General features: G+C 61.6%; 15 protein-coding genes. 7 read left to right on the plus strand and 8 right to left on the minus strand.

The window, feature by feature from the left end; translation table 11 throughout:
• Positions 1–38 precede the first annotated feature (38 nt).
• The 3 genes from IM291_RS04630 (at position 39) to IM291_RS04640 (ending at position 1,647) form a co-directional block, all read left to right on the plus strand.
• Entirely contained in the window at positions 39–782 is a 744-nt protein-coding gene (locus tag IM291_RS04630; RefSeq protein WP_028012303.1) for an SDR family NAD(P)-dependent oxidoreductase, read from the plus strand.
• Positions 783–965: 183 nt separating this feature from the next.
• Complete coding sequence (locus IM291_RS04635; protein WP_017899060.1) at positions 966–1,268, plus strand: type II toxin-antitoxin system RelE/ParE family toxin; 303 nt, start codon at positions 966–968, stop codon at positions 1,266–1,268.
• On the plus strand, positions 1,243–1,647 hold the full coding sequence (locus IM291_RS04640) for a helix-turn-helix transcriptional regulator (RefSeq protein WP_048999879.1): 405 nt from the start codon (positions 1,243–1,245) through the stop codon (positions 1,645–1,647). The genes IM291_RS04635 and IM291_RS04640 overlap by 26 nt, the downstream gene beginning before the upstream one ends.
• Here the strand turns inward: IM291_RS04640 and IM291_RS04645 are convergent.
• The 7 genes from IM291_RS04645 to entC form a co-directional block, all read right to left on the minus strand.
• Positions 1,644–1,841, minus strand: a complete 198-nt coding sequence (locus IM291_RS04645; protein ID WP_006809671.1) for a YbdD/YjiX family protein — start codon at positions 1,839–1,841, stop codon at positions 1,644–1,646. The two genes, IM291_RS04640 and IM291_RS04645, sit on opposite strands and share 4 nt — an antisense overlap.
• 59 nt (positions 1,842–1,900) lie before the next feature.
• The gene (gene cstA, locus IM291_RS04650; RefSeq protein ID WP_017694336.1) at positions 1,901–4,006 is read right to left on the minus strand and encodes a pyruvate/proton symporter CstA; all 2,106 of its coding nucleotides are present in this window, start codon (positions 4,004–4,006) and stop codon (positions 1,901–1,903) included.
• A gap of 149 nt (positions 4,007–4,155) precedes the next feature.
• The gene (gene entH / locus IM291_RS04655; RefSeq protein ID WP_192986248.1) at positions 4,156–4,569 is read right to left on the minus strand and encodes a proofreading thioesterase EntH; all 414 of its coding nucleotides are present in this window, start codon (positions 4,567–4,569) and stop codon (positions 4,156–4,158) included.
• Complete coding sequence (gene entA, locus IM291_RS04660; protein ID WP_045261040.1) at positions 4,569–5,324, minus strand: 2,3-dihydro-2,3-dihydroxybenzoate dehydrogenase EntA; 756 nt, start codon at positions 5,322–5,324, stop codon at positions 4,569–4,571. Before entA ends, entH begins: the two co-directional genes overlap by 1 nt.
• Positions 5,324–6,178: an isochorismatase gene (locus IM291_RS04665; RefSeq protein WP_192971424.1), complete on the minus strand. Its 855-nt coding sequence runs from the start codon at positions 6,176–6,178 to the stop codon at positions 5,324–5,326. Before IM291_RS04665 ends, entA begins: the two co-directional genes overlap by 1 nt.
• A 10-nt stretch (positions 6,179–6,188) precedes the next feature.
• The gene (gene entE / locus IM291_RS04670; protein WP_192986250.1) at positions 6,189–7,799 is read right to left on the minus strand and encodes a (2,3-dihydroxybenzoyl)adenylate synthase EntE; all 1,611 of its coding nucleotides are present in this window, start codon (positions 7,797–7,799) and stop codon (positions 6,189–6,191) included.
• A 9-nt stretch (positions 7,800–7,808) separates the two neighbouring features.
• Complete coding sequence (entC, locus tag IM291_RS04675; RefSeq protein WP_192986252.1) at positions 7,809–8,984, minus strand: isochorismate synthase EntC; 1,176 nt, start codon at positions 8,982–8,984, stop codon at positions 7,809–7,811.
• A gap of 188 nt (positions 8,985–9,172) precedes the next feature.
• Here entC and fepB point away from each other — a divergent pair, with 188 nt between their 5' ends.
• Positions 9,173–10,129 (plus strand): Fe2+-enterobactin ABC transporter substrate-binding protein, encoded by a 957-nt coding sequence (gene fepB / locus IM291_RS04680; protein WP_192986254.1) that lies wholly within the window; start codon positions 9,173–9,175, stop codon positions 10,127–10,129.
• A gap of 46 nt (positions 10,130–10,175) precedes the next feature.
• On the opposite strand, the gene entS is transcribed toward fepB, so the two are convergent.
• On the minus strand, positions 10,176–11,423 hold the full coding sequence (entS, locus tag IM291_RS04685) for an enterobactin transporter EntS (protein WP_192986256.1): 1,248 nt from the start codon (positions 11,421–11,423) through the stop codon (positions 10,176–10,178).
• A gap of 108 nt (positions 11,424–11,531) precedes the next feature.
• On the opposite strand from entS, the gene fepD reads away from it, so the two are divergent.
• The 3 genes from fepD to fepC are packed head-to-tail and all read left to right on the plus strand — an operon-like array spanning position 11,532 to position 14,316.
• Positions 11,532–12,536 carry a Fe(3+)-siderophore ABC transporter permease gene (gene fepD / locus IM291_RS04690; RefSeq protein ID WP_063866037.1) on the plus strand — a complete coding sequence of 335 codons (1,005 nt, stop codon included), beginning with the start codon at positions 11,532–11,534 and terminating at the stop codon, positions 12,534–12,536.
• Positions 12,536–13,525 carry an iron-enterobactin ABC transporter permease gene (fepG, locus tag IM291_RS04695; RefSeq protein ID WP_192986379.1) on the plus strand — a complete coding sequence of 330 codons (990 nt, stop codon included), beginning with the start codon at positions 12,536–12,538 and terminating at the stop codon, positions 13,523–13,525. Before fepD ends, fepG begins: the two co-directional genes overlap by 1 nt.
• On the plus strand, positions 13,522–14,316 hold the full coding sequence (fepC, locus tag IM291_RS04700) for an iron-enterobactin ABC transporter ATP-binding protein (protein WP_059357479.1): 795 nt from the start codon (positions 13,522–13,524) through the stop codon (positions 14,314–14,316). Before fepG ends, fepC begins: the two co-directional genes overlap by 4 nt.
• Positions 14,317–14,369 lie beyond the last annotated feature (53 nt).

Raw genomic sequence — 14,369 nt, forward strand, 5'->3', positions numbered from 1 at the left:
CTAATGATGGTTCTCACCACTCTCGTAACGAGGTCATCATGCAGATCGATTTAACAGGTAAAAAGGCGCTGGTTACCGGCGCCAGCCGCGGGCTGGGTCGTGCGATTGCCCTGTCGCTGGCGCGCGCCGGTGCCGATGTGGTCATCACCTATGAAAAATCCGCCGATAAAGCCCAGGCGGTCGCCGATGAAATTAAGGCGCTGGGGCGGCACGGCGAGGCCATTCAGGCGGACAGCGCCAGCGCGCAGGCGATTCAGGATGCCGTCACCCATGCGGCACGCTCTCTCGGCGGACTGGACATCCTGGTCAATAACGCCGGTATCGCGCGCGGCGGCCCGCTGGAGTCCATGACGCTGGCGGACATCGACGCCCTCATCAACGTCAACATCCGCGGCGTGGTGATCGCTATTCAGGAAGCGCTGGTGCATATGTCTGACGGCGGGCGCATCATTAACATCGGCAGTTGTCTGGCGAACCGCGTGGCACAACCGGGGATTGCCGTCTACTCAATGACCAAATCTGCACTGAACTCCCTCACCCGCGGTCTGGCCCGCGATCTTGGCCCGCGCGGCATTACCGTTAACCTGGTGCACCCCGGCCCGACCAACAGCGATATGAACCCGGAGGACGGTGAACAGGCTGACTCACAGCGTCAGCTTATTGCCCTGGGCCATTACGGCCAGCCGGAAGACGTCGCGGCGGCGGTCACCTTCCTTGCCAGCCCGGCAGCCGGGCAGATCTCAGGCACCGGTCTGGACGTGGACGGCGGTTTGAACGCCTGATCGCAATATTCCTGCAAGCCTCTGTCGCCCGGCAGAGGCCTTGTCGAGCCGCCTCGACGGTTTGCGTTTTGCCTCTTACCTGCGCTTTTTTTCCGCTCTACAGTACCCCATAAGAAATTCGGAATTTATCTAATAGTCTTATTATTTCCTTATAATTTGTGTGGGCGTACAGTGGAGGTACGGATGAAGATCGTGTGGTCAAAAACAGCAGAGAAGCAATTTTCTAAAATCGATACGCGATATCAGAACCGCATTAAATTCAGGCTGGAGAAGATGGATGATAAAACATCACCTGTCGCGGATATCAAGAAATTATCTTCTCCCGAAAACCACTACAGGTTGCGATTAGGTGATTACAGGGTCATTTACACCTTCGGAGACCCGCCGGGTGATACCTGTTACGTAGTGGCGGTAAAACGCCGGACAACCACCACCTACCTTCATGAGGAGCATACGGAATATGACTATTCAGTTCATCAAGGATGAAGAAGGAAAAAAACAGTATGTTGTCATTCCCTACGATGAATATTTTCGCATGCGTTTAGCCATACTTGAGTATGATGACGATGATGAAAACGACTGGGAAGACATCCCTTACGAATCAGATATCTACGATAACGTAGGTTTACCGGGTGAAGTGTGCGACATCATGCATAGCGAGAACGTCAGCCTGCAGGCCGCGTGGCGTATCCTGCGCGGGCTATCCCAGCAGGAGGTGGCGGAAAAACTCGGCATCAGCCAGTCCGCCGTATCACAGCTGGAAGCGCTGGACTCCCGTCCGCAAAAGCGCACCCGCGAAAAGCTGGCGGCAATTTATGGCTGCAAGCAGGAGCAAATCAGCCTCTATTTACCGAAAGAGGGTTAACAGCACTTCGCCCCGCCCTTTCCGCCGTAGCGGGCGTCCTGGCGGTCGCGGAAAAACTCTTCGTAGGTCATCGGCGTCTGGTCCGGGTGGTTGACGCGCATATGCTCGACGTAGTTATCGTAATCCGGCACGCCAATCATCATTTTGGCGGCCTGGCCCAGGTACTTACCTGCTTTAGAGAGGGTGTCGAACATCATTCTGGTCTCACTGGAAATGTAGGCCGGGTAAGCGCTAGCGCCACCCGGCACACAGGTTAATGCGCCCCTTTCGCCTGGGTCACAATCTCGTCCAGGTTTTCAGGCATCGGCTCGTACGGCGTCTCTTTCGCCGTCGGCGTGTCGACCTTCAGCGCCGCCAGCGCGGTTTTCAGAGAATACAACGCCAGCACCACAACTACCACCATAAAGAAGATGGTCAGCCCGGCATCCAGACGGTTGTTGAACACCAGCTGCGACAGCTGTGACTCGGTGTACTGCGCCGGGATCTTGCCGCTGTCGATCATCGCCTGGAACTTGTTGGCGATCGCCAGGAAGCCCACCTTATTGTCCGGGCTGAAGGCTTTTTGCCAGCCCGCCGTCAGGGTACAGATTAGCAGCCAGGCGGTTGGCACCAGCGCCACCCACGCGTAACGCTGGCGCTTCATCTTGAACAGCACCACCGCGCAGAGCATCAGCGCCATGCCCGCCAGCATCTGGTTGGCGATACCGAACAGCGGCCACAGGGTGTTGATCCCACCCAGCGGATCGACCACGCCCTGATGCAGGAAGTAGCCCCACGCCAGCACGCACAGCGCCGTCGCCAGCAGGTTAGCCGGGAGCGAATCGGTCCGCTTCAGGTTCGGGGAGATCACCCCCAGCAGATCCTGGAGCATAAAGCGCGCCGCACGGGTTCCCGCATCCACCGCCGTCAAAATAAACAGCGCCTCGAACAGAATGGCGAAGTGATACCAGAACGAGACGTCCATCAGCCCGCCCAGCGCGCCGTGCAGGATGTAGGCCATGCCCACCGCCAGCGTCGGTGCCCCGCCCGCGCGGGAGATAATTGACTGCTCGCCCACCTCATTAGCGATATGCGTCAGCGTTTCCGGGGTAATGGCAAAGCCCCAGCCGCTCACCACCTGCGCGGCGGACGCTACCACGTCAACGGTGCCGGCCGGGGCCAGTACCGCCATCGGGCTGTTCATCGCAAAGTAAACGCCCGGATCGATAATGCAGGCGGAGACCAGCGCCATAATCGCCACGAAGGACTCCATCAGCATGCCGCCGTAGCCAATCAGGCAGGCCTGATTCTCGTTGGCCAGCATCTTCGGCGTGGTCCCGGAGGCAATCAGCGCGTGGAAGCCCGACACCGCACCGCAGGCGATGGTAATAAACAGGAACGGGAACAGGTTACCAGTCCAGACCGGGCCGGTACCGTCGATGAATTTGGTCAGCGCAGGCATGGTCAGGGTCGGGCGCATAATCAGAATGCCGATGGCCAGCCCGACGATGGTGCCGATTTTCAGGAAGGTTGAGAGATAATCGCGCGGGGCCAGCAGCAGCCACACCGGCAGCACCGCCGCCACAAAGCCGTAGCCCACCAGCATCCAGGTCAGCTGCACGCCGGTAAAGTCGAAGAATGGTGCCCAGGTCGGGCTTTCCGCCACCCAGCCGCCGGAGATAATCGCAAATACCAGGAACACCAGGCCAATGACAGAGACTTCACCAATGCGCCCGGGGCGCAGGTAGCGAATGTAAATCCCCATAAACAGCGCCAGCGGAATGGTAAAGGCGACCGTGTAGGTTCCCCACGGGCTGTGGGTCAGCGCTTTCACCACGATCATCGCCAGCACCGCGAGGATGATCACCATGATCATAAAGGTCGCCACCAGCGCAATCACCCCGGCGGTTGCCCCCATCTCCTCTTTCACCAGCTCACCCAGAGAACGGCCGTCGCGACGGGTGGAGACGAACAGCACCATAAAGTCCTGCACCGCGCCTGCCAGCACCACCCCCGCGAGGATCCAGATCATCCCCGGCAGGTAGCCCATCTGCGCCGCCAGCACCGGCCCCACCAGCGGGCCTGCACCGGCAATCGCCGCGAAATGGTGACCGAACAGCACTTTTTTATCAGTCGGCACGTAGTCCAGCCCGTCGTTGTGGCGCACGGCAGGCGTCATGCGCGTGCCGTCTACGCCCAGTACCGTCTTTGCGATATAGCGGCCATAAAAACGGTACGCAATGAGATAAATGCAGACGGAGGCGACGACGATCCAGAGCGCATTGATCTGCTCCCCCCGGTTGAGGGCGATATAGCCCAGGGCAAAGGCTCCCACAACGGAGAGCACCGCCCACGTAAGGTATTTCCCTGAGTTGTTCATAGCTGTTATCCGTTGTTGTGAAACAGTGAGATGTTACATTTTGTTTCTAGAACAACGGATAAAATTTAACAACTTTGAAACGCAATAATGCGTGGTCAAACCAGAGATTTACACTACAGTGTTAAGCCGATCACTTTCAGCTGAATGACTTACCCCAGCACCATCGTGCTCAACCGACAGGTGCAGCACCGCCGCCCCTGCTCGTCGAATACCACGATCTCCCAGCTCTGGCTGGAACGCCCCAGATGCAGCGGCTGACACACGCCGCGCACCTTGCCCTGCGACACAGCGCGGTGGTGCGTGGCGTTCAGCTCTGTGCCCACCACGTTCTGCCCGTCGCGGGTCATCAGAAAACCGGCCATTGAGCCCAGCGTTTCCGCCAGCGCCGCCGACGCCCCGCCGTGCAGCAGGCCAAGCGGCTGATGGGTACGGGCATCCACCGGCATCTCCGCTTCCAGCGTGTCGTCTCCGAGGCGGGTATAGACAATGCCCAGGTGCGCCACCAGGGTGTTCACGCTGGTGGCGTTCAGTTCTTCAAGCGATAAATGACGTTTCCAGATCATTACGCCCCCAGCGTGGAGCCGCCGTCCACCACGATATCCTGCAAGGTAATATGGCTGGCGGCATCGGACGCAAGGAACAGCACGGTGGCGGCAATTTCCCGCGGGCGGGCGATTTTGCCGAGCGGAATGCCGAGCTTGAACTGCTCGCCAAAGCCGCGAATGCGCTGCTGCTCCGCATCGTCGCTTTTCCACAGGGTGCGCTGCATGTCGGTGTCCGTAGAGCCGGGCGACACCAGGTTACAGCGCACGCCGCTGCCCGCCAGCTCCAGCCCGACGGTCAGCGCCAGGCTTTTCAGCGCCGCCTTCGACGCGCCGTAGGCGCTCATGCCGATGCGCGGGGTGTGCGCCGCGTCGGAGGCCACGGTCACTATCGCCCCGCCCTGCTGACGGCGGAACTGGCCCATCGTCTGCTGAAACAGGTTAAACGCGCCGCCGACGTTAACCGCAAAGGTCTGCTGCCAGTCCTCCTGCGAAAGCTCGTCCGTCGCGCCCATGCGCAGAATGCCCGCCGCGTTAACCAGCACGTCGAGGCGCTCAAGGGTGCCAAGTAAGCGCCCGCAGACGTCGCCCACCTGCGCCGCGTCCGCCACGTCCAGCGTTTCGGTAGAAAAGGGATAATCGTCCTGCGGGAAGGCCAGATCGAACCCGGTCACCCGCGCGCCCGCCTCCACAAAGGCCAGCGCGGTCGCATAGCCGATACCTTTACCCGCGCCCGTTACCCAAACCGTTTTACCGGTAAAATCAAACCCCGCCATCACTTCACCTCACGGGAGAGCAGCGCCCACCAGGCGTCAAGGGTCGGATTTTTCGCCAGCATCACGAAGTCGATGTCGCCGTGCACCTTCCGCCAGCGGGCGGCCAGCGCCATCATGCGCACCGAGTCCAGACCGAAGTCGATCAGGTTTTCGTCATCCATCGGCTCGTCGGACTCGTCCAGCAGCGGCAGGATCAGCGCGCGCAGCGCGGCTTTCGTTGCCGGAACGGACGGCAGCAGCTCGTCGGTCATCACCACGCGGCCAGAACGTCCTGCCACGTATTTCAGCGACATCAGGTGCTCGTCGCGGGTGAAGTCCGCCAGCGCGTCGGCGATAAAGAACGGCTTGATGTCGCGCATAAAGGCGTCGGTGGCGGTGGTCATGCAGCCGATGTGGGCATAAACGCCGGTAATCAGCAGCTGGTTGCGGCCGGTCTCTTTCAGCATCTGCTCCAGCGGTGAGCGGTGAAACGCGCTGTAGCGCCACTTCACCAGCACGGTGTCCGCTTCGTCCGGCGTCAGTTCAGCCACGATACGCTGCTGCTCCGGCGAGCGGGTCAGGCCCGGCCCCCACATGTCGTTCAGCAGGGCACGGTCTTCATCGCTCTGCTCTTTCGGCTGCGCGGTGTAGTACACCGGGATATTGTGTTCTTTGCAGTAAGCGCGAAGTTTAACGATGTTCGCCACCACCTGCTGCATCATGTCGCTATTTTCGCCCCAGAAGTTCAGGAAATACTCCTGCATATCGTGGATCAGCAGCGCGGCGCGCTCCGGCTCAAACGCCCAGTTCACCTTGTTGGTCGGCAGCTCTGCAGCGGTTGGCAGCGCGTAAGCGGTTAATTTTGGAATGGCCATTCTCTGTTCCTCAGCCCCGGGCGCGTTCAGCAAGCCACAGGCGCAACTGTTTCTTATCAACTTTGCCGACCGGCGTGAGCGGAAGTGCATCCACGCTCTCCACGCGGTCCGGCAGCTTAAATTCGGCAACGCCCTGCTCGCGCAGGAAGCGACGCACCTCAACCGCACGCAGGGGCTGTTTCACCACCAGATACGCACAGCTTTTTTCGCCCAGCAGACTGTCCTCCATGCTCACCAGCGCGGCGTGGATCACCGCCTCGTGGCGCAGCAGCAGGTTTTCGATCTCTTCGGCGGCAATCTTTTCGCCACCGCGGTTGATCTGATCTTTCTCGCGCCCCTGCACGGTGATGTAGCCCTGCTCATCGATGGCGATCAGATCGCCGGAGCAGTAGAAACCGTTGGCATCAAAGGCGCTGGCGTTGTGCTCCGGGCTGTTGAAATAGCCGCGGAAGGTGTACGGGCCGCGCGTCATCAAACGTCCGACTTCCCCGCGCGGGAGCGGGTTGCCGTCCTCGTCCGCCACCCACACCTCGTCGTCCGGACACATTGGGCGGCCCTGGGTGTTGATGATGCGTTCCGGTGCGTCGTCGAGGGCGGTGTAGTTCACCAGCCCTTCCGCCATGCCGAACACCTGCTGCAGCTGGCAGCCGATTTCCGCCGGAATACGCGCCGCGAGCGTGGCGGAGAGGCGTGCGCCGCCCACCTGGAGCAGCTTGAGGGTTTTCAGCTGCGCGTTCCCCGCGCCGTCGGCAATCGCCTGCAGCCAGAGGCTCACCGCCGGAGGGACCAGCGACGTCACGTTGATCTGATGCTGCTCAATCAGCGGGAAGCAGAGCGTGGCGCTCGGATCGTTCGCCAGCACCACGCAGCCGCCCGCCGTGAACACGCCTAACGATCCCGGCGAGCTCATGGCGTAGTTATGTGCCGCGGGAAGCGCGTTCAGATAGCAGGTCTGCGCAGTGATGCCGCAGATTTCATTGCTGCGGCGGATGCTGTAGTCGTAGTCGTTGTGCGTACGCGGGATCAGCTTCGGCGTGCCTGTGCTGCCGCCGGAGAGCTGGAAGAACGCCACCTCGTCTGCGGGCGTCGGGTTGGGGATGAAGTTGTCCGCCGGGCGCGCAATCGCCGCTTCCAGCGCATGTTCACCCTTATCGCCGCGCAGCAGCACGGCGCGAACCGAGCGGTGTTCATCCACAAAGGTATTGAGAAAATCATCCCCCGCGAACAGGGCATGTTCGCGATCGGCGATAAGTACGGCGGGTTTGATCTGGGCGGCGTAGGCGTTTAGCTCGCTGCGCTGATGGCTAAAGAGCGCGTTAACCGGCGCGACGCCGATCTGCAGCAGCGCGAAAAAGGTGATGTAAAACTCGGCCACGTTGCCGAGCTGCACCAGCGCGGTCTCGCCGCGGTGCAGCCCCTGCGCCTGAAGGGCAGACGCGAGGTTATTCACCGCCAGATGAAACGCGCGGTAGGTGATGTGCCGTTCGCCGTCGATAATCGCGACCGCATCGCTTTGCGCATGGTCCGTCAGGATGTGGGTCAGCGGCAGATCCTGCCAGTAGCCTTTTTCACGGTAGCGGCGGGCAAATTCCTCCGGCCAGCGGGTAAAGGGAATAGTCATAAACGTTCCTTAGTGCAGGCCAAACACGTTAAGCATGGTGGAGAGCTTCACGCCCGTCTCACGCCACTCGCCCACCGGGGAGGAGGCAGGCACAATGCCCGCGCCGGCAAACAGGCGAACGGTATTTTCGTGAAGACGCGCGCAGCGGATGGTCACCACCCACTCGCCGTTGCCTTCACTGTCGCACCAGCCGACGATGCCGCCGAACAGCTCGCGGTCGAACGGCTCCAGCTCGGCAATCAGTTCTTTAGCCGCCTGATGCGGGAAGCCGCTCAGGGCCGGGGTCGGGTGCAGCAGGCAGGCCAGCGTCAGGGCGTTTTCGTTCTCGCGCGCGTCACCTTCAACCGGCGTCGCCAGATGCCACAGCGTCGGCGTGGTGATGAGCTGCGGGGAAGACGGCATGCTCAGGTGATGGCTGCGCGGTTCCAGAATGGCCTTCATCGCCTGGGTCACCAGGTCGTGTTCGTGGCGGTCCTTTTCGGAGGCCAGCAGCTTATTGCCCGCCTCGCGATCCAGCACGTCGTCCGGCTGGCGGCGCGCGGAGCCTGCAAGCGGCAGCGAGCTAAAGTGCCTGCCCTCTTTGCGCAGCAGCAGTTCCGGGCTGGCGCCGAGCAGCACGCCGCCGTCTTCCAGCGGCACGTGGAAGTTAAAACTCGCCGGGTTCTGGGCGATCAGACGCTCCATCAGCGCGCCGCTGTCCATTTTTTTGTCGGTGGCGATATCAATCAGGCGCGACAGCACTACCTTATTCACCTGCGGCGTGGCGGTGAGCGACGCGGCGCGCGCGACCATCTCTTCATAAACGGGCTGAGCGGGGATCTCAGTGCGCTGTTCCACCTTCAGCGCCTGCGCGCCGGAGAAATAGCGAGCGGACTGCTGACGCGCGGGACGGGAAAACGTTTCCCAGCGTTGCGGAATAAACAGCGAAGACGGCTTGCGGGTATCGAACGGGATGGCCCCTACCATGACGGGATGGGCGATGCCGCTGGCTTTCGCATCCCGGAAAGCCTGGGCTAATTTCTGCTGGAACTGCCCCGCCGGATCGTCGCCGCCGACGGCAGGTTCAGAGAATCGGGCAAAACAGCCTGAGGTGGTAAAACTGCGGTAAGGCGACATAAAGAAAAAGCTGTCTGATTGCAGCGTGGTCGCGGTGTGCTGAACTTCCTCAGCCAGGGACGTGTCCATATCATCCTCCTCAAAATGATAAAAGAAGCAATAATGATTATCATTTATATTTTCGTCGGCTAACCTAATCCCACAGCGCGCCGCTGTCAACCGTCGGGCCATTAACTTCTGCGACAAACGCTTGCATCCCTTCCCGGCAACCATGAAAATGAGAAGCATTATCTTCAATAAAAACAGGATGCCGCTCTGTGAAAATCGCTGCCGTTTGCCGCAATGCCCTTCTTCTGACAGGACTTTTTGTTTTAGGACTAACCTCAGCCGCCGCCGACTGGCCGCGCCAGGTCAACGACAGCCGCGGCGTGCATACGCTTGAGAGCAAACCGACGCGCATTGTCTCCACCAGCGTGACCTTAACCGGCTCCCTGCTGGCGATTGACGCGCCGGTCATTGCCAGCGGCGCAACCACGCCGAACAACCGCGTGGCGGACGCGCAGGGTTTCCTGCGCCAGTGGGGGGATATTGCAAAACAGCGTAAGGTTGCACGGCTGTACATCGGCGAGCCGAGCGCCGAAGCGGTGGCCGCCCAGATGCCGGACCTGATTCTAATCAGCGCCACCGGCGGGGATTCCGCGCTGGCGCTGTACGATCAGCTCTCCGCCATCGCCCCGACGCTTATCATCAATTACGACGACAAAAGCTGGCAGGAACTGCTGACCCAGCTGGGCACGATGACCGGGCACGAGAAACAGGCCGCTGAACGCATCGCCGCGTTCGATAAACAGCTCGCGCAGGTGAAACAGCAGATGAAACTGCCGCCGCAGCCGGTGAATGCCATCGTCTACACCGCCGCCGCGCACACGGCAAACCTGTGGACGACAGAATCGGCGCAGGGCAAGCTGTTACACCAGCTGGGCTTTACGCTGGCGGACCTGCCTGCCGGGTTGCAGACCTCAACAAGCCAGGGCAAGCGTCACGACATTATTCAGCTGGGTGGAGAAAACCTGGCGACGGGGCTGAACGGCGAAGGGCTGTTCGTGTTTGCCGGCGACGAGAAAGACGTGAATGCGATTTACGCCAACCCGCTGCTGGCGCATTTACCGTCGGTGAAAAACAAACGCGTCTGGGCGCTGGGAACGGAGACGTTCCGCCTGGATTATTACAGCGCAATGCTGGTGTTAGACAGATTGAATGCGTTGTTTAAGTAGGCATTTTCCCTCCCTCTCCCCGTGGGAGAGGGCCGGGGTGAGGGCATCAGGCCGCACCGTCGTTCAACACGACCTCCTGCCTGAACCGCCGCAATTCCACCAGCACCACCAGTAAGATCGCGCCAACCATCGCTAACACAAACCCGCTGCTGCTCGCCGACGCCACCGGGGTCATTATCGCCCCCAGCCCGCCGAGGATCGCCGCGCCAATTGCATCGCCCGTCACGTTCTGCGCGGTCCACAGGCCGTTGATACGCCCCAGCATTCCTTCCGGCGTCTGGGTCTGGATCAGGGTGTACTGTAAAAGTGAGCTGACCGCACTCAGCCAGCCGAAAATCACCAGACACATCACCCCCAGCGCCCAGACCGGCATCAGGCTGAAGAAGCCGATGGCGATAAACGAGGCCAGCGTCGCCACCAGCATAATCAGGCCCGGACGCGAGCTTTGGGCCAGGTTACCACTGGTCAGCGCCCCGCAGGCCGCACCGAGCGGAATGGCGGCGTACAGCACGCCAATCTCTGAGGCGCTCATCTGCCACTCGCCCGCCAGCGCCGGGTAAAGCACGCGCACGGCGCTCGCCATCGTCAGCAGGCCGCCGAGCAGTGCAATGCCGCCAATCAGCGGGTTGCTGAACAGAAAACGAATCGCGGCCATCAGGGACTTCAGCGGATGCTCGCGCGGCTGCGGCGGCGGAGGCAGGAGCGGCAGACGCAGTAACGTCAGGGTGGTGATAAAGGTGCCCGCCGCGGCAAGGCCGTAGTTCCACGCCACGTTGCCGGTGGCCAGCAGCAGGCCGCCGACCATCGGCGAAACCACCGAGCCGAGGCGTACCGTGAGCATGGTGATCGCCCCCGCCTGCATCAGGTTCTCGCGCCCCACCAGCGCGGGTGTCGCCGCCAGCAGCGCCGTTACGCCGAGCGAGGCGAAAAAACCGTCCCACAGGCCAAGGGCATAAATCGCCACCAGCGACGGCTCCGGCAGCATGGCGTTCAGACACAGCCCGATAAAGCCCACCCCGCAGGTGCCGCGCGCCAGCAGGATCAGCTTCTTACGCTCGTAGCGATCCGCCAGCACGCCGCCGACCATCAGCCCGATAAACATCGCCCCGCCGGTTAAGGTGACGGATAGCCCCACCAGCCAGCTGGAGTGCGTCATAGTCTGGATCTGGACGGGCACGGCGACGCCGAGCAGGCCGAGGGACAAAATGGAGATAAAGCGAGCGATAAAAACGGCGCGATACGCCGGGTGCGTTTTCAACAGGCTGAGGTTAAGCAGCCAGGATTTTTGATTCATGACAAAGCCTTGAGTCTATTTCTACCCATTCCATGGGCGCACATGCTAACATAGCCAAATAAGATAGATAACGATAATCACTATCATTATCAAATCATGGATGTTGCTATGTCGTTTTCCTCTTCTGCGGTGCGCGCCATTGCCGTGCCCGTATTATTGCTACTGCTAATCCTTGCGATTGCACTCAGCCTGCTGGTCGGCGCTAAACCGCTGCCCGCGTCCGTTATCGTTGATGCGCTCTCCGGAACCTGTCAGAGCGCCGACTGCACCATCGTGCTCGACGCCCGCCTGCCCCGCACTCTTGCCGGACTGCTGGCCGGTGGCGCGCTCGGCCTTGCGGGTGCCCTGATGCAAACCCTTACCCGTAACCCGCTGGCGGACCCCGGCATTCTTGGCGTCAACTCCGGGGCCAGCTTTGCCATCGTGCTCGGCGCAGCGCTGTTCGGGTTGACGTCACCCTCTGAACAGCTGGTGATGGCCTTCTGCGGCGCGCTGGCCGCCTCGCTGGTGGTCGCGTTTACCGGAAGTCAGGGCGGCGGGCAACTGAGCCCGGTTCGCCTGACGCTTGCGGGCGTAGCGCTCGCGGCGGTGCTGGAAGGCTTGTCCAGCGGTATCGCCCTGCTCAACCCGGACGTCTACGACCAGCTGCGCTTCTGGCAGGCCGGCTCGCTGGATATCCGCACCCTTGAAACTTTAAACGTGGTGGCAATCCCGGTCATTATCGCCGCCGTCGTGGCGCTGTGTTTAAGCCGGTCGCTGAACAGCCTGAGCCTCGGCAGCGACACCGCAACCGCCCTCGGCAACCGCGTGGCGCGCACGCAGCTGACTGGCCTGCTCGCTATCACCGTGCTGAGCGGCAGCGCAACCGCCGTGGTCGGTCCGATCGCCTTTATCGGCCTGATGATGCCGCACATGGCGCGCTGGCTGGTGGGGTCGGACCACCGCTGGTCGCTGCCGGTCACGCTGCTGGCGACCCCTGCCCTGCTGCTGTTTGCCGACGTGCTGGGCCGCCTGCTGGTGCCCGGCGAGCTGCGCGTCTCGGTGGTGAGCGCGTTTATCGGCGCGCCGGTGCTGATCTTCCTGGTACGTCGCAGACGCGGAGGTGGCGCATGATGGCTCCTTCCCGTCGTTTACTCACCAGCGTCTTCCTGCTGGCTATCGCCATTACTCTGCTGGCGGTCTGGAGCCTGCAAAGCGGTGCCGTAACGCTTGATTTCGCGCAGGTCTTTCACGCCCTCACCGGCAGCGCGCCGCGTAACATCACCATGGTGGTCACCGAATGGCGACTGCCGCGCGTGGCGATGGCGATCCTGGTGGGCGCGGCGCTTGGCGTCAGCGGCGCGATTTTCCAGTCGCTGATGCGTAACCCCCTCGGCAGCCCGGACGTGATGGGCCTGAATACCGGCGCGTGGAGCGGCGTGCTGGTGGCGATGGTGCTGTTCGGGCAACATCTGACGGCCATTACCTTTACGGCGATGGCGGGCGGCATTCTGACCTCGCTGCTTATCTGGGCCCTGGCCTGGCGCAACGGCATCGACACCTTCCGGCTGATCATTATCGGGATAGGCATCCGCGCGATGCTGATGGCCTTTAACACCTGGCTTTTGTTGCAGGCGTCTCTGGAAACCGCGCTCTCCGCCGGGCTGTGGTACGCCGGCTCCCTCAACGGCCTGACGTGGGGCAAAACCTGGCCCGCCGCGCCGCTAATTTTGCTGATGTTTATCGGCGCCCTGCTGCTGGTACGCCGGATGCGCCTGCTGGAGATGGGCGACGACAGCGCCTGCGCGCTGGGCGTGAGCGTTGAGCGCTCGCGCCTGATGCTGATGCTGGTGGCGGTACTGCTGACCGCTGCGTCCACCGCGATTGCCGGGCCGATCTCGTTTATTGCCCTTGTCGCGCCGCATATCGCGCGGCGTCTTAGCGGCACCGCGCGCTGGGGCTTGACCCAGGCTGCCCTGTGCGGTGCGATACTGCTGCTGGCCGCCGATCTCTGCGCCCAGCGGCTGTTTATGCCTTATCAACTTCCGGTGGGCGTAGTGACCGTCAGCCTCGGCGGGATTTACCTCATCGTCTTGCTCGTTCAGGAGTCACGCAAGAAATGACAGATTCAACAACCCGCTTGCGCGGCGAAAACTTGACCCTCGGCTATGGCAAAAAAATCATTGCCCGTGATTTAACCGTCGCCATTCCGGACGGCCACTTCACCGCGATTATCGGTCCGAACGGCTGCGGCAAATCAACCCTGCTGCGCACCCTGAGCCGCCTGATGTCGCCGACAGAGGGCAGCGTATTCCTCGACGGGGAGCAGATCCAGCGCTTCGCCAGCAAAGAGGTGGCCAGGCGCATCGGGCTGCTGGCGCAAAACGCCACCACGCCGGGAGACATCACAGTGCAGGAGCTGGTCTCGCGCGGACGCTACCCACACCAGCCGCTGTTTACCCGCTGGCGCAAAGAGGACGACGAGGCCGTGAAGCGCGCGATGCAGGCAACGGGCATCACCGATCTGGCTCAGCAAAGCGTGGATACCCTATCTGGCGGACAGCGACAGCGGGCGTGGATCGCGATGGTGCTGGCGCAGGAAACCGCCATTATGCTGCTGGACGAGCCGACGACCTGGCTCGACATCAGCCATCAGATTGACCTGCTGGAGCTGCTGAGCGAGCTGAACCGCACGCAGGGATATACCCTGGCGGCGGTGCTGCATGATTTAAATCAGGCCTGCCGCTACGCGACGCATCTGATTGCGCTGCGCGACGGTGAGATTGTGGCGCAGGGCGCGCCGAAGGAGATTGTGACGCCAGAGCTGATCGCGCGGATCTACGGCATGCGCTGCATGATTATTGACGATCCGGTGGCGGGTACGCCGCTGGTGGTGCCGTTAGGTCGGCGGTAATTGCCGGGTGGCGGCTACGCCTTACCCGGCCTACATTCAGCTCCCGTAGGCCC

Origin of the sequence: Enterobacter cloacae complex sp. P27C (assembly GCF_014895705.1) — a bacterium.
In the GTDB taxonomy this organism is placed as follows: domain Bacteria; phylum Pseudomonadota; class Gammaproteobacteria; order Enterobacterales; family Enterobacteriaceae; genus Enterobacter; species Enterobacter bugandensis.

Excerpts from the sequence above, each read along its gene's own strand:
- IM291_RS04630 (WP_028012303.1), top strand. The coding sequence starts at position 39 with ATGCAGATCGATTTAACAGGTAAAAAGGCGCTGGTTACCGGCGCCAGC.
- IM291_RS04635 (WP_017899060.1), top strand. The coding sequence starts at position 966 with ATGAAGATCGTGTGGTCAAAAACAGCAGAGAAGCAATTTTCTAAAATC.
- IM291_RS04640 (WP_048999879.1), top strand. The coding sequence starts at position 1,243 with ATGACTATTCAGTTCATCAAGGATGAAGAAGGAAAAAAACAGTATGTT.
- IM291_RS04645 (WP_006809671.1), bottom strand. The coding sequence starts at position 1,841 with ATGTTCGACACCCTCTCTAAAGCAGGTAAGTACCTGGGCCAGGCCGCC.
- cstA (WP_017694336.1), bottom strand. The coding sequence starts at position 4,006 with ATGAACAACTCAGGGAAATACCTTACGTGGGCGGTGCTCTCCGTTGTG.
- entH (WP_192986248.1), bottom strand. The coding sequence starts at position 4,569 with ATGATCTGGAAACGTCATTTATCGCTTGAAGAACTGAACGCCACCAGC.
- entA (WP_045261040.1), bottom strand. The coding sequence starts at position 5,324 with ATGGCGGGGTTTGATTTTACCGGTAAAACGGTTTGGGTAACGGGCGCG.
- IM291_RS04665 (WP_192971424.1), bottom strand. The coding sequence starts at position 6,178 with ATGGCCATTCCAAAATTAACCGCTTACGCGCTGCCAACCGCTGCAGAG.
- entE (WP_192986250.1), bottom strand. The coding sequence starts at position 7,799 with ATGACTATTCCCTTTACCCGCTGGCCGGAGGAATTTGCCCGCCGCTAC.
- entC (WP_192986252.1), bottom strand. The coding sequence starts at position 8,984 with ATGGACACGTCCCTGGCTGAGGAAGTTCAGCACACCGCGACCACGCTG.
- entS (WP_192986256.1), bottom strand. The coding sequence starts at position 11,423 with ATGAATCAAAAATCCTGGCTGCTTAACCTCAGCCTGTTGAAAACGCAC.
- fepD (WP_063866037.1), top strand. The coding sequence starts at position 11,532 with ATGTCGTTTTCCTCTTCTGCGGTGCGCGCCATTGCCGTGCCCGTATTA.
- fepG (WP_192986379.1), top strand. The coding sequence starts at position 12,536 with ATGGCTCCTTCCCGTCGTTTACTCACCAGCGTCTTCCTGCTGGCTATC.
- fepC (WP_059357479.1), top strand. The coding sequence starts at position 13,522 with ATGACAGATTCAACAACCCGCTTGCGCGGCGAAAACTTGACCCTCGGC.